Source organism: Streptomyces sp. NPDC030893 (assembly GCF_055571535.1).
Window position 1 is genome coordinate 90,723 of sequence record NZ_JBVIFC010000019.1, and the last position, 12,976, is coordinate 103,698.

Genomic DNA, 12,976 nt, shown 5'->3' on the forward strand with positions numbered 1-12,976 from the left:
TCTGGGGTGGGAGGGGGTGAGAACGAACGGGGTTCACTCGGAGACGGCGACGTAGCGGACGGGTTCCTCGTACAGCTCGTCGTCCTCCTCGCACCGGTCGGACAGGTCCACCCGTACGCCCGCCGGTTCGAGGGCGTCCCAGAGCCGCAGCATCATGGCGTCGCTGAGGAAGTGGTGGCGCAGGTCGAGGTGGCGCAGGTGGGTGAGTGGCTGGCCGCTCAGCAGGGCGGCGGCGCCCTCGTCGCCGAGCGCGCCCAACGACAGCTTCAGCGATTCGAGCCGGGCCACGACCGGGGCGTGCGCGACGGCGGCGGCTATCTCGTCCTGGAACATGCTGTTCTGCAGCCCCAGATGACGCAGCGCGGGCAGCCGCTCCCCGGTGAGCAGCGGCGCGAGGTCCTCGACCGTCGTGTCGCAGCCGTACTCCTCGTCACCGATCCACAGCTCCAGGTACTCCAGGGACGGCAGGTCGGAGGCGGCCACGTTGCGCACGACCGCGCCGGGCAGCCCGCCGCTCTCGAAGCGCAGGGTGCGCAGCCCCTCGTGACGGATGACGGGGAACTCCAGGTCGTTGCTGCCGCGTATCCCGAGCTCCCGCAGCCGCGGGTACGCCTCCAGGAGGGGGCCGACATCGCCGTGCCCCACCCAGGAGATCTCGCTCTCCTCGAAGTGGACGTCGGCGAGGAACAGCGCCTCCAGGTTGGTGAACCGGTGGCTCAACTCGACGAGGTCCTCCCGCTGTTGGAAGCCGTTGGCCTCGAAGCCGTACCACGGGCTGCCGATGAGGAGCGCGCGGATCTCCTCCAGCGGCATGGTCCCGATGAAGCGGTCCCAGTAGTCGTACGAGTCCTCGTTCTCGTCCCTCATCCCGACCCGGACGCGCCACGCCACGGACCCGGGATCCTCCGGCAGGGGGAACCCGGAGGACACCTCCGGGAAGTCCAGGACCGGCAGTCCGTGGAACGAGCGCAAGTGGTCTTTGTTGTTGGGGTGTTGAGGCACACCGGCCAGCAACTCCATGCTGTCCCCTTGGTTTCGTGGAGGCTGAGGTGCCCACCGTTCTAACAGTGGCCGGTGACAACGCCCGTACGCGCCCCGTACGCGGGACCCGGCCGCTTTGCGGGTACGGTCCCCATGACGCCCCCGTACCCGCCCCACCACACCCACCGAGGTCCCGTGCTCCGCCGACTCGTCACCCGCCTCTGGCGCCTGCTGCGCCCCTTCCAGAGCCGCATCATGTGGCTCCTGCACGCCAAGTTCGTGGTCGGCGTGACCGGCGTCGTGCGCGACGACGAGGGGCGCGTACTGATGCTCCGGCACCGGATGTGGCCCCCGGGCCGCCAGTGGGGCCTGCCGAGCGGCTTCGCCCGCAAGGGCGAGGACTTCCGGGCGACGGTGGTGCGCGAGGTCAAGGAGGAGACCGACCTCGACGTGGAGGTCGGCCGCCTGATCATGCTCAACAGCGGCCTGCGCACCCGCATGGAGGTGGCCTACGAGGCCCGCCTCCTCGGCGGCGAACTCCGCCTGGACCCCTTCGAGATCCTCGAGGCCCGCTGGTGCCCCCCGGACGACCTGCCGGAGGGCACCCAGCCGGCATGCGGCCCACTGGCACGGGGCGAGACGGCGCCCTGAGGGCGTCGGGCCCGTACGCGCGGATCTACGTCTCAGGCCGCTCGGCGACGAAGGACCCGAGGCCCACCTCGGCCCGGACCAGCCCCTCCGCCTTCAGGTGGGCCAGCACCTTCTGGGCAGTCGACGCGGCGACACCGAACTCCGCCGACAACTCGACGACCGACGGAACCCGGGCACCCACGGGATAGGTCCCGTCCGAGATGCGCTCGGTGATGGCGGCGGCCACCTGTCGCCAGACGGGCCGAGTGCGGTCGAGTTCGGGAGTCATGCAGTGGACGCTAAAACTCCGCGGTAGACCGTGCGACCGCGGTAGACTTCGGTAGACCGCGCTCAACCAATAAGAGCCCCGGCGACGGATGCCGCCGTCCCGGGGCGTAGTCACCAGATGAGTTGTGAACGGAGCTGATGACATGACCGACCTTATCGGCCGTCTCGTTGCGTGGGTGAGCCTGTTGCGACGACCACGCGGAGTACACCGTCGTACCGGGCCCCACGCGGAGTCGCCGTCCGCGCCGCCCCCGCCTCGCTCTGCGGCCGCGCGGACGGCCCTCCCTGCCCACCGCAGCCCATACGGCCTCCACCGTCTCCTCGACGGAGCGGAGACCGTCGCCGTGCGCCCCTACGTCACCGCCCCCTGGTTTCAGGAGAGGCAGGCGGCATGAGTGAAGCGCGTGAGCCCCGGCTGTTGCCCTGGGTCGGGGACGAGGGCAAGGCCTGTTATCTGATCGGCGACGATCACGGCGGGGCCGTCTCCCGGCTGGCCGACACCACCGAGGCCGTGCAGCTCGGGATGGGGCGGGAGCTGCTCGCGCATGCCCGGGAGCTGCTGCCGGGCACACCGCGCGGTGAACTCCGCCACCTCGCCGAGTGCCTCACCCACGCCCTCGCCGACGCGCTGCGGGTCGCCGAGAGCCGGGGGCAGCGGCTCGGCTGAGCGCGTCGGGGGCACCAGGGCGGCGACTGCTCACTCCTCTTCCAGAGCCGCCGCCAGGACCTCCGCCAGGTGCCGTCCCCGGACGCCCGCCAGCTGTTCCAGTTGCGTCCGGCAGGAGAAGCCGTCGGCCAGGACCACCGCATCCCGCGGTGCGTCGCGGACCGCCGGCAGCAACTGGTCCTCCGCGCAGGTGACCGAGACCTCGTAGTGGCCCTTCTCGAAGCCGAAGTTGCCTGCCAGGCCGCAGCAGCCGCCGGCCAGGTCACCGGTGAGGCCGGCGGCCGCGCGGAGGCGGCGGTCGGGGGCCTCGCCCAGGACCGCGTGCTGGTGGCAGTGGGTCTGGCCGGTGACCGGGCGGTCCAGGGACGGTGGGGTCCAGTGCGGGGCGTGCTGTTCCAACGCCTCCGCGAAGGTCAGTACGCGTGCGGCGAGCCGCGCCGCGCGGGGGTCGTCGTGGAGGAGTTCCGGGGCGTCCGTGCGCAGAGCGGCCGCGCAGCTCGGTTCCAGGACGACCAGGGGGGCGTCGGTGGCCAGGACCGGTTCCAGGAGGTCGAGGGTGCGGCGCAGGACCGTACGGGCGCGGTCGAGCTGGCCCGTGGAGATGTACGTCAGGCCGCAGCAGACGCGGGACCTGCGGGCCGTGAGCAGGGTCAGGGCCGAGCGGGTGCGGGCGTCGCCCACCCCGCCGGTCGTCCGCAGGGTCGGGGGCAGCGCCACCCGCAGGCCCGCCGCCTCCAGCACGCGTACGGCCGCCCGGCCCACCGACGGAGAGAGGTGCTCCGTGAACGTGTCCGGCCACAGGACCACCAGCCTGCCTTCACCGGAGGGCGCTCCGGCTCCCCTGCCCCGCCACCAGCGGGTGAACGTCTCCCCCGGCACGCGCGGGATCTCCCGCTCGGCCGCGATCCCGCCCAACCGTTTCGCCGTCCGGGCCAGGGGGCCCACCGAGGCGAGTGCGTTCACCGCCCCCGCCGTCCTCGTCCGCGCCACCCAGCCCAGCCACACCGGCAGCCACCCCATCGCGTAGTGCGCGGCCGGGCGGCGGCGGCCCTCGTAGTGGTGGTGCAGGAACTCCGCCTTGTACGTGGCCATGTCGACGTCGACCGGGCAGTCCGAGCGGCAGCCCTTGCAGGACAGGCACAGGTCGAGCGCGTCCCGTACCTCCGTGGAGCGCCAGCCGTCGGTGACCAGCTCGCCCGCGAGCATCTCGTGCAGCAGACGGGCGCGCCCGCGCGTGGAGTGCTGTTCGTCGCCCGTCGCGCGGAACGACGGGCACATCACCGCCGGCCCGGACACGGACGTCGTACGGCATTTCGCGACGCCCACACAGCGGCGCACCGCCGCCGAGAAGTCGCCGCCGTCGGCCGGGTAGCCGAAGGCGACGTCCACCGGTTCGCGCGGGAGGACGGCGAAGCGGAGGTTCGCGTCCAGGGGCGCCGGGCGGACCAGCATGCCGGGGTTGAGCAGGTCGTCCGGGTCCCAGAGGGCCTTCACGCGCTCGAAGAGGGCGACCGTCTCCGGGCCGTACATGCGCGGGAGCAGCTCCGCGCGGGCCTGTCCGTCGCCGTGTTCGCCGGAGAGCGAGCCGCCGTGGGCCACGACCAGGTCGGCCAGCTCCTGCGAGAAGCTCCGGAAGCGGGCGATGCCCGGCCCGGTCAGCAGGTCGAAGTCGATGCGGACGTGGATGCAGCCGTCCCCGAAGTGCCCGTACGGGGCGCCGCGCAGCCCGTGGGAGGCCAGCAGCGCCCGGAAGTCGCGCAGGTACGCGCCGAGCCGGTCCGGCGGCACCGCGCAGTCCTCCCAGCCGGGCCAGGCCTCCGTGCCGTCCGGCATCCGGGTCGCGGTGCCGCTGGCGTCCTCGCGGATGCGCCACAGGGTGCGCTGCCGGGCCGGGTCGGTGACGACCAGGGAGTCCACGACGTCCGCCGCGCGGACGATCGTCTCCGCACGCGCGTGGGCCTCCGCCGCCGTATCGCCGCCGGTCTCCACGAACAGCCAGGCGCCCCCGCGCGGGAGGCCCGCCCCGGACGGCACCAGATCGGCCGCCATGCCCTCCACCGTCAGCGGGCCGTGCTCCAGCAGCCCCGCCGCCGCCTCCGCCGCCCTGCTCTCGTCCCCGTACGCCAGCACGGCGAGCGCACGCGCGCGTGGTGCCCGTACGAGGTCCACGACCGCCTCCGTGAGCACGCCCAGGGTGCCCTCCGAGCCGCAGAAGGAGCGGGCGACGTCCGCGCCCCTCTCGGGCAGCAGGGCGTCCACCGCGTAGCCGGAGATACGGCGGGGGAGGTCGGGGAAGGCCGTGCGCAGGCGGGCCAGTTCGCCGTCCACCAGCTCCCGCAGTCCCGGGGGAGCGCCCGTCCAGTCCCGGCCGGGGCGCAGCCGCTCCCCGCGCGGGGTGAGGACCGCCAGCTCGCGCACGCTGTCCGCCGTCGTGCCCCAGGCCACCGAGTGGGAGCCGCAGGAGTTGTTGCCGATCATGCCGCCGAGCGTGCAGCGGCTGTGGGTGGAGGGGTCCGGGCCGAAGCGCAGGCCGTGCGGGGCGGCGGCCTCCTGGAGGCGGTCGAGGACCAGGCCGGGCTGGACGACGGCCGTGCGCGCCTCCGGGTCGAGGGACAGCAGACGGTTCATGTGCCGTGTGAAGTCGAGCACTATGCCCGTGCCGGTCGCCTGCCCCGCGATCGACGTGCCGCCGCCGCGTGGCACCACCGGGACACCGTGGGTCCGGCACACCGACAGCGCGGCCGCCACGTCGTCCGCGTCCCGTGGCGCCACCACGCCCAGCGGCACCCGGCGGTAGTTGGAGGCATCCATCGTGGTCAGCGCACGCGCGGTCACGGAGAAGTCGACCTCGCCGCGCACGGCGGAGCGCAGTGCGGCCCGCAGTTCCCGGTGATCCGTCATGCCCTCAGGATGCCTCCGCGGGCGCCCGGAGCACGCGACGGCGCACACGGTCCACGACGCCCCGGCTTCCCCCGCAACGCGGTATTTACCGAATACGGAAGCGGAATCTTCCCAAGCTGATCACGAACTCTCATATAGTGACCGCGAGTTGCGCGCAGTTGTCGGACCTCGTTCGGAAAAGCGACCCCAGAATCAGGTCCGGCGTCCCCATGGAACCCACCCGAGGGCCGCGCAGACACGACGGCGCACGCCCGCGGACCGACCGAGGACCCGACCGAGGACCCTGATTGATGACCTCCCCCCTGCTCCCCGGCGACCGCCCCACCCCCCGCAGTCTGTTGCCCGTCCCCCTGCTCACCGCGGTACTCGCCGCGCTCGCGGTCCTCGCCGCGCTCTTCCTCGTCCCGGACGCCGCGGTCGGGGCCGTCGCCGTGATCGGCACGGTCGCCGCCGTGCTGCTCTGCGCGGCCGCCGCCGCGGCCACGTACGCCGTCCTCTCGGCGCGTGCGGCGCGGACCCGGCTGGAGTCCGTGACCCAGGACGTCGGACGGCTGCTCCAGGAGCGGTCCCGGCTGGCGGAGGAGGCCCGCCGCCAGCACGAACGGCTGACCGGTGAACTCAACCGGGAACGCGGCCGGTTGTCCGCCGATCTGGACCAGGAGCGGGCCCACCTCGCCGAGACCCTGGCCGCCGAGCGCGACCGGCTCACCGACCAGCACGCCGACACCACACTCCGGTTGACGCGGGAACACGCGGACGAGCGGGACCGGCTCACCGCCGAGCACTCCGCCGAACTGGCGCGCGCCGCCGAGCGGCACGCCGAGGAGATACGCCGCCTCACCGACGAACACACCGCCGACATCGGCCGGTTGAACCACGACCACGGCGACGAGCGGGAGCGGCTGAGCGAGGAGCGCGACCGTGCCGCACAGGAGGCGGCCCGGCTCACCGAGCAGAACGCGCGGCTCACCGCCAAGCTGCGGGAGGCCCGGGGCGCCCGCGCCGCCGCCGTGTCCGCGACCGCCAACGCGGCCGGCCGGATGCAGGCACTGTCCACCGGCATGCTCGCCGACCTGCGCGCGATGGAGGAGAAGCACCACGACGAGGAGGTCCTCGCCGACCTGCTCCACCTCGACCACCGCACCGCGCAGGCGGGCCGGCTCGCCGACTCCGTCGCCGTCCTCACCGGCGCCCGCTCCGGCCGCCGCTGGGCCAGGCCCATCGCCATGGAGTCGATCCTGCGCGGCGCCATGGGCCGGATCAGCGGCTACCAGCGGGTCCGCGTCCACTCCGCCAGCGACGCCGCCGTCGCCGGGCACGCCGCCGAGGGCGTGATGCACGCGCTCGCCGAACTCCTCGACAACGCCGCGAACTTCTCCCCGCCGACCGCCGAGGTCCACGTGTACGTCGAGGAGGTCCCGGCCGGGGTCATCGTGTCCGTCGAGGACAGCGGGCTCGTCATGGGCGAGGCGCAGCTGCGCCGTGCCGAACGCGCGGTCTCCGGCGAGTCCGCCGAACTCGGCGGCCTGACCGGTACCCGGCTCGGTCTCGCCGTGGTCGGCCGGCTGGCCCGCCGGTACGGGCTGCGGGTCTCCTACCGTCCCTCGGCCCGCGGCGGCACGGGTGTCCTGATGCTCGTCCCGCAGGACATCCTCGTACCGGCGGACGCGGCGCCCACCGCCCCGCTCCCGGCAGCCGCCACACCCGGCGGCACCACCCCGCAGGCCGCCACGGCCCCCGAGCCCCCGGCGGGCTCCGGGACCCCGTCCGCGGAGCCGACGGGCCCCGGCACCGGCCTCCCCCAGCGCCGGGACAGGGGCAGCGCCCCGACAACCGCCCAGGCAACCACCCCGGCCACCCCCACCACCCCCACCCGGCCGGAACCGGACACCACCCACGCCACCGCCCACGGCGCCGACACCCCGACCGGCACCCCCGGCACCACGACCCGCACCGGCAGCACCCCCGCCGCCGCCTCCTACGCCGCCGCCCGCGCGGGCGGCGACCTCGACCCCGACCCGGTCCCCACCCACGAGTCCCCGTCCCCGGACGGCGACGCGGCGGCGCCCCTGGTGCTGCCCCGCCGCCGCCGCGGCCGGACCCTCGCCGAGGCCGAACGCACCCGTTCCGGCAGCGGCCGCACCCCTGCCCCCCGGCCCGCCCCCACGGCCGAGGAGACCAGGGCCCGCACCGCCCGCTTCAGCAGCTTCCGCCAGGCCGTCCGCACCCCCACCCCGGACGACACGGCCGACCCGGACAGCGGCACCACCGCGGACGCCCCCGACCCCGGCGCCCCGCGTACGACCCCCGATCCGACCCCCGACGACCGGCCCACCCCCACCCCCGCGACCTTGGAAGGCGACACCACCTCATGACCGGCACGACGACCGCCGACGAGAAGCTCACCTGGCTCCTGGAGGGGCTGCTGGAGCGCACGCCGGGCGCGCGGCACGCGCTCGTGCTCTCCCGTGACGGCCTGAAACTGTGCCGTACCCCGGAGCTCTCCGCCGACCAGGCCGACCAGCTCGCCGCGATATCCGCCGGCATCCAGTCGCTGTCGCACGGCGCCTCCGTCGAGTTCGGGGACGGCAGCGGCGGAGTGCGCTCGGCGATGACCGAGTTCTACGGGGGCGTGCTGTTCATCGTGGAGGCCGGCGAAGGCGCCCACCTCGCCGTCGTCACCAGCGAGGACGCCGACGCCGGACTCATCGGGCACAACATGAGCGAACTCGTGGAACAGCTCGGCGAGCACCTGACCGCGCTGCCCCGCACCTCATGAGCAGGCCCGGCAGGGACGACGCCCCCGACCGGCTGTACACCCTCACCGGAGGACGCAGCCGGTCCGGCCCCGACAACCCCTTCGACCTGGTGACCCTGGTCGTCGCCGAGTGCGATCCGGTGCCCGGCATGCAGTCCGAGCACGCGGCGATCCTGCGGCTGACCGAACGCCCCACGGCGGTCGTGGAGATCGCGGCCGAGCTGAAGCTGCCCGTGAGCATCACCCGGATCCTGCTCTCCGACCTGCAGGCGGCGGGACGGGTCAGCGCCCGTCACCCCCGCAAGGCCGCCGTACCCGACCCCGACATCCTGGAGCAGGTGCTCGTTGGACTCCGCAACCTCTGACACACGCGCCACGGCCGAGACCCGTACGCCGCTGGGCGCATCGGCCGACAACGGCCTGAAGATCGTGGTCGTGGGCGGCTTCGGCGCCGGCAAGACGACGATGGTCCGCTCGGTCAGCGAGATCCGTCCCCTCAACACCGAGGAGACGATGACCCAGGCCGGCGAGGCCGTCGACGACACCAGCGGGGTGAGCGGCAAGACCGCGACCACCGTCGCCTTCGACTTCGGCCGCATCACCCTCGACGCGCACAACGTGCTGTACCTGTTCGGCGCGCCCGGCCAGGAACGCTTCTGGTTCCTGTGGGACCGGCTGTTCTCCGGCACCCTCGGCGCGGTCGTCCTCGTCGACACCCGGCGCATCGACGACTCCTGGTACGCCATCGACCGGCTGGAGAAGCACGGCACGCCGTTCATCGTGGCCTGCAACGACTTCGGCGGGGCCACCTTCACCCCGACGCAGATCCGCGAGGCCCTCGACCTCGACCCGCACGTGCCGCTGGTGAACTGCGACGCGCGGTCCCGGGAATCCAGCAAGATCGTGCTGATCACGCTGGTGGAACACATCCAGAGCCTGTACGCCGACCCGGCCCGAGCCCCCCGTCAGGAGCTGGTGTGAGTCCCGCCTCCGTCCCCGATGCCGTCCGCTTCCAGGGGTCCCTGCTCCAGGGCGACCCGGCCCGCGTGTACCGGGAGATGCGGCGCGAGCACGGCAGCGTCGTACCGGTGGTGCTCGACGGCGACGCACCGGCCTGGCTGGTGCTCGGCTACCGCGAACTGCACCAGATCACCGGCGACCCCGTGCTGTTCAGCCGCGACTCCGAACTGTGGAACCAGTGGGAGAACATCCCCGACGACTGGCCGCTGCTGCCGATGATCGGCCGCCGGCAGCCGTCGATCCTCTACACCGTCGGCGAGCGGCACCGCGAACGGGCCGGGATGCTGGTGCACGCGCTCGAAGCGGTCGACCCGTTCGAACTGCGCGGCTACGCCGAGAAGTTCGCCGACGAACTGATCGACGGGATCTGCGCCAAGGGTTCCGCCGACATCATCGCCGAGTTCGCGATGCTGCTGCCCGTGCGGGTACTGGCCCGGCTCTACGGCTTCCCCGACGAGGCCGGCCCGGCCCTGGTCACCGCCCTCAACGACATGATCGACGGGCGGGAGCGGGCACTCTCCGGCCAGACCCACCTGTTCACGTCGATGACGGAACTGGTGGCCGACCGCGCCGAGCGGCCCGCCGAGGACGTCACCTCCCGGATGCTCGCCGACACCGCCGGCTTCACCGCCGAGGAGGTCTGCCAGGACCTGATGGTGATGCTGGCGGCCGGGCACCAGCCGACCGCCGACTGGATCGGCAACTCGCTGCACCTGATGCTCACCGACAGCCGGTTCGCGGCCTCCCTGTTCGGTGGCCGCAACAGCATCGCCGAGGCGATGAACGAGGTGCTGTGGGAGGACACGCCGACGCAGAACGTGGCCGCCCGCTGGGCCTCCCGCGACACCCAGCTCGGCGGACGCCGCATCCGCGCCGGCGACATGGTGCTGCTCGGGCTCCAGGGCGCCAACTCCGACCCCCAGGTGCGTACCGACGGCTCGGCGCTGACCGGCGGCAACAGCGCCCACTTCTCCTTCGGCCACGGGGAGCACCGCTGCCCGTTCCCGGCGCAGGAGATCGCCGAGGTGATCGCCCGGACCGGCATCGAGGTCGTACTGGACCGGCTGCCGGACATCGACCTCGCGGTGCCCGCCGCGAAGCTGACCCGCCGCCCCTCGCCCTGGCTGCGCGGTCTGTCCGAACTCCCGGTCACGTTCACACCCACTCCCGCCCTTGGAGGCACGCGCGCATGACGGCTCCCACGGACACCACGCCGACGGACACCGGACAGACCCGTATCCCCCTCGACCCCTTCGTCTCCGACCTGGACGGCGAGAGCGCGGCGCTGCGGGCCGCGGGGCCGCTGGCCGCCGTGACGCTGCCCGGCGGCGTGCCGGTGTGGGCGGTCACGCACCACGCCGAGGCGAAGAAGCTGCTCACCGACCCGCGCCTGGTGAAGGACATCAACGTCTGGGGTGCCTGGCAGCGCGGCGAGATCGCCCCCGACTGGCCGCTGATCGGGCTGGCGAACCCGCCCCGCTCCATGCTCACCGTGGACGGCGCCGACCACCGCAGGCTGCGCACCCTGGTCGCGCAGGCGCTCACCCCGCGCCGGGTGGAGCGGATGCGGGAGCGGATCACGGAACTGACCGAGAGCCTGCTGGATCAGGTGGCCGCGGAGCCCGGCGACACGGTGGACCTGAAGGCGGCGTTCGCCTACCCGCTGCCGATGTACGTCATCGCCGACCTGATGGGGCTGGCGGAGGAGCGGCTGCCGCGGCTGAAGGAACTCTTCGAGAAGTTCTTCTCCACGCAGACCCCGCCCGAGGAGGTCATCGCGACCCTGACCGAGCTGGCCGGGATCATGACCGAGACGGTCGCGCACAAGCGCGAGAACCCGGGCGACGACCTGACGTCCGCGCTCATCCAGGCGTCCGAGGACGGCGACCACCTCACCGACGAGGAGATCGTCGCCACGCTCCAGCTGATGGTCGCGGCCGGCCACGAGACGACGATCTCCCTCATCGTCAACGCGGTGGCCAACCTGTCCCGCCACCCCGAGCAGCGGGAACTGGTGCTGTCCGGGAAGGCCGACTGGTCGGCGGTGGTCGAGGAGACGCTGCGGTACGCCACACCGACGTCCCACGTGCTGATCCGGTTCGCGACGGAGGACATACCGGTCGGGGACAAGGTCCTCCCGGCGGGTGACGCGCTGATCGTGTCGTACGCGGCGATCGGCCGCGACGAGCGGGCGCACGGGCCGACGGCGGGCGACTTCGACATCACCCGGGAGAGCGCCAACCGGCACATCTCCTTCGGCCACGGCCCGCACGTGTGCCCCGGCGCCGCCCTGTCCCGCCTGGAGGCCGGCGTGGCCCTCCCCGCCCTGTACGCCCGCTTCCCGGAGCTGGACCTGGCGGTCCCGGCGAGCGAGCTGCGCAACAAGCCGGTGGTCACCCAGAACGACCTGTTCGAGCTCCCGGTGAGGCTCGGCGGCTGACCGCCGCGGGCGGTGGACGGCCCTTCCCCGGCCCGTCCACCGCCCGTCCACCGCCGGCACCTCACCCGTCCACCGCCCGTCTCAGCGGACGGACGATGTTGCGCCCGGGTTTCCCTCAGCCGCTAGGCTCCCGTCGTGGCCGAGATCCAGATTCCCGCTGACATCAAGCCCGCCGACGGACGTTTCGGCGCGGGTCCCTCCAAGGTGCGGACGGAGGCGCTGGACGCCCTGGCCGCGACCGGCACGTCCCTGCTCGGCACCTCCCACCGCCAGGCCCCGGTCAAGAACCTGGTCGGCACGGTGCGCGAGGGCATCTCCGAGCTGTTCTCCCTCCCCGAGGGCTACGAGGTGGTCCTCGGCAACGGCGGCTCCACCGCGTTCTGGGACATCGCGACCCACGGCCTGATCGAGAACAGGTCGCAGCACCTCACCTTCGGCGAGTTCAGCTCCAAGTTCGCCAAGGCCGCGAAGCTCGCCCCGTGGCTCGCCGAGCCCACCGTCGTCTCCGCCGACCCGGGCACCCACCCGGAACCGTCCGCCGAGGCCGGCGCGGACGTGTACGCCTTCACCCACAACGAGACCTCCACCGGCGTCGCCATGCCGATCCGGCGCGTCGCCGGCGCCGACGAGGGCTCCCTGGTCCTGGTGGACGCCACCTCCGGCGCGGGCGGCCTGCCGGTCGACATCGCCGAGACGGACGTCTACTACTTCGCCCCGCAGAAGTCGTTCGCCTCCGACGGCGGCCTGTGGATCGGCGTGTTCTCCCCCGCCGCGATCGAGCGCGCCGAGCGGATCCACGCCTCCGGCCGCCACATCCCCGAGTTCTTCTCGCTCCCCACGGCGATCGACAACTCCCGCAAGAACCAGACGTACAACACCCCGGCGCTGGCCACCCTGTTCCTCCTCAACGAGCAGCTGGAGTGGATCAACGGCCAGGGCGGCCTCGCCTGGTCCACGGCCCGTACGAAGGACTCCTCGACCCGCCTGTACGCCTGGGCGGACGAATCCAAGTACGCCGCCCCCTTCGTCACCGACCCGGCCCAGCGCTCCCAGGTCATCGGCACGATCGACTTCACGGACGAGGTCGACGCCGCCGCCGTCGCCAAGGTCCTGCGCGCCAACGGCATCGTCGACACCGAGCCCTACCGCAAGCTCGGCCGCAACCAGCTCCGCGTCGCGATGTTCCCGGCGATCGACCCGGCGGACGTCGAGGCCCTGACGACGTGCGTCGACTACGTCATCGAGCAGCTGTAGGAGCGTCCCGTACGACGCCGAAGGGCGCCCGGTGGAC

12 protein-coding genes are annotated in these 12,976 nt (G+C 73.2%); 9 read left to right on the plus strand and 3 right to left on the minus strand.

Features of this window, described 5'->3' with window-relative positions; genetic code table 11:
- Positions 1 to 33: 33 nt before the first annotated feature.
- The gene (locus ACZ434_RS28455; RefSeq protein ID WP_468460773.1) at positions 34 to 1,020 is read right to left on the minus strand and encodes an STM4015 family protein; all 987 of its coding nucleotides are present in this window, start codon (positions 1,018 to 1,020) and stop codon (positions 34 to 36) included.
- 114 nt (positions 1,021 to 1,134) lie between these two features.
- Here ACZ434_RS28455 and ACZ434_RS28460 point away from each other — a divergent pair, with 114 nt between their 5' ends.
- On the plus strand, positions 1,135 to 1,632 hold the full coding sequence (locus ACZ434_RS28460; protein ID WP_468460775.1) for an NUDIX hydrolase: 498 nt from the start codon (positions 1,135 to 1,137) through the stop codon (positions 1,630 to 1,632).
- 25 nt (positions 1,633 to 1,657) lie between these two features.
- Here ACZ434_RS28460 and ACZ434_RS28465 read toward each other — a convergent pair whose 3' ends face one another.
- The gene (locus ACZ434_RS28465) at positions 1,658 to 1,900 is read right to left on the minus strand and encodes a GntR family transcriptional regulator (protein ID WP_468460777.1); all 243 of its coding nucleotides are present in this window, start codon (positions 1,898 to 1,900) and stop codon (positions 1,658 to 1,660) included.
- Positions 1,901 to 2,290: 390 nt separating this feature from the next.
- On the opposite strand from ACZ434_RS28465, the gene ACZ434_RS28470 reads away from it, so the two are divergent.
- Positions 2,291 to 2,566, plus strand: coding sequence for a hypothetical protein (locus ACZ434_RS28470; RefSeq protein ID WP_468460779.1), 276 nt, complete (start codon positions 2,291 to 2,293; stop codon positions 2,564 to 2,566).
- Positions 2,567 to 2,596: 30 nt separating this feature from the next.
- On the opposite strand, the gene ACZ434_RS28475 is transcribed toward ACZ434_RS28470, so the two are convergent.
- Complete coding sequence (locus ACZ434_RS28475) at positions 2,597 to 5,467, minus strand: FAD-binding and (Fe-S)-binding domain-containing protein (protein ID WP_468460781.1); 2,871 nt, start codon at positions 5,465 to 5,467, stop codon at positions 2,597 to 2,599.
- Positions 5,468 to 5,757: 290 nt separating this feature from the next.
- Between ACZ434_RS28475 and ACZ434_RS28480 the strand changes: the two genes are divergently transcribed.
- The 7 genes from ACZ434_RS28480 (at position 5,758) to serC (ending at position 12,939) form a co-directional block, all read left to right on the plus strand.
- On the plus strand, positions 5,758 to 7,842 hold the full coding sequence (locus ACZ434_RS28480) for an ATP-binding protein (RefSeq protein ID WP_468460783.1): 2,085 nt from the start codon (positions 5,758 to 5,760) through the stop codon (positions 7,840 to 7,842).
- Positions 7,839 to 8,246, plus strand: coding sequence for a roadblock/LC7 domain-containing protein (locus ACZ434_RS28485; protein WP_468460785.1), 408 nt, complete (start codon positions 7,839 to 7,841; stop codon positions 8,244 to 8,246). Before ACZ434_RS28480 ends, ACZ434_RS28485 begins: the two co-directional genes overlap by 4 nt.
- Entirely contained in the window at positions 8,243 to 8,590 is a 348-nt protein-coding gene (locus ACZ434_RS28490; RefSeq protein ID WP_217130489.1) for a DUF742 domain-containing protein, read from the plus strand. Before ACZ434_RS28485 ends, ACZ434_RS28490 begins: the two co-directional genes overlap by 4 nt.
- Positions 8,571 to 9,206 (plus strand): GTP-binding protein, encoded by a 636-nt coding sequence (locus ACZ434_RS28495; protein WP_468460788.1) that lies wholly within the window; start codon positions 8,571 to 8,573, stop codon positions 9,204 to 9,206. Before ACZ434_RS28490 ends, ACZ434_RS28495 begins: the two co-directional genes overlap by 20 nt.
- On the plus strand, positions 9,203 to 10,438 hold the full coding sequence (locus ACZ434_RS28500; protein WP_468460790.1) for a cytochrome P450: 1,236 nt from the start codon (positions 9,203 to 9,205) through the stop codon (positions 10,436 to 10,438). Before ACZ434_RS28495 ends, ACZ434_RS28500 begins: the two co-directional genes overlap by 4 nt.
- Complete coding sequence (locus ACZ434_RS28505) at positions 10,435 to 11,685, plus strand: cytochrome P450 family protein (protein WP_468460792.1); 1,251 nt, start codon at positions 10,435 to 10,437, stop codon at positions 11,683 to 11,685. The genes ACZ434_RS28500 and ACZ434_RS28505 overlap by 4 nt, the downstream gene beginning before the upstream one ends.
- 135 nt (positions 11,686 to 11,820) lie before the next feature.
- Complete coding sequence (gene serC / locus ACZ434_RS28510; protein ID WP_468460794.1) at positions 11,821 to 12,939, plus strand: phosphoserine transaminase; 1,119 nt, start codon at positions 11,821 to 11,823, stop codon at positions 12,937 to 12,939.
- Positions 12,940 to 12,976 lie beyond the last annotated feature (37 nt).

Coding starts and splice junctions, on each gene's coding strand:
- ACZ434_RS28455 (WP_468460773.1), bottom strand. CDS start 1,020: ATGGAGTTGCTGGCCGGTGTGCCTCAACACCCCAACAACAAAGACCAC.
- ACZ434_RS28460 (WP_468460775.1), top strand. CDS start 1,135: ATGACGCCCCCGTACCCGCCCCACCACACCCACCGAGGTCCCGTGCTC.
- ACZ434_RS28465 (WP_468460777.1), bottom strand. CDS start 1,900: ATGACTCCCGAACTCGACCGCACTCGGCCCGTCTGGCGACAGGTGGCC.
- ACZ434_RS28470 (WP_468460779.1), top strand. CDS start 2,291: ATGAGTGAAGCGCGTGAGCCCCGGCTGTTGCCCTGGGTCGGGGACGAG.
- ACZ434_RS28475 (WP_468460781.1), bottom strand. CDS start 5,467: ATGACGGATCACCGGGAACTGCGGGCCGCACTGCGCTCCGCCGTGCGC.
- ACZ434_RS28480 (WP_468460783.1), top strand. CDS start 5,758: ATGACCTCCCCCCTGCTCCCCGGCGACCGCCCCACCCCCCGCAGTCTG.
- ACZ434_RS28485 (WP_468460785.1), top strand. CDS start 7,839: ATGACCGGCACGACGACCGCCGACGAGAAGCTCACCTGGCTCCTGGAG.
- ACZ434_RS28490 (WP_217130489.1), top strand. CDS start 8,243: ATGAGCAGGCCCGGCAGGGACGACGCCCCCGACCGGCTGTACACCCTC.
- ACZ434_RS28505 (WP_468460792.1), top strand. CDS start 10,435: ATGACGGCTCCCACGGACACCACGCCGACGGACACCGGACAGACCCGT.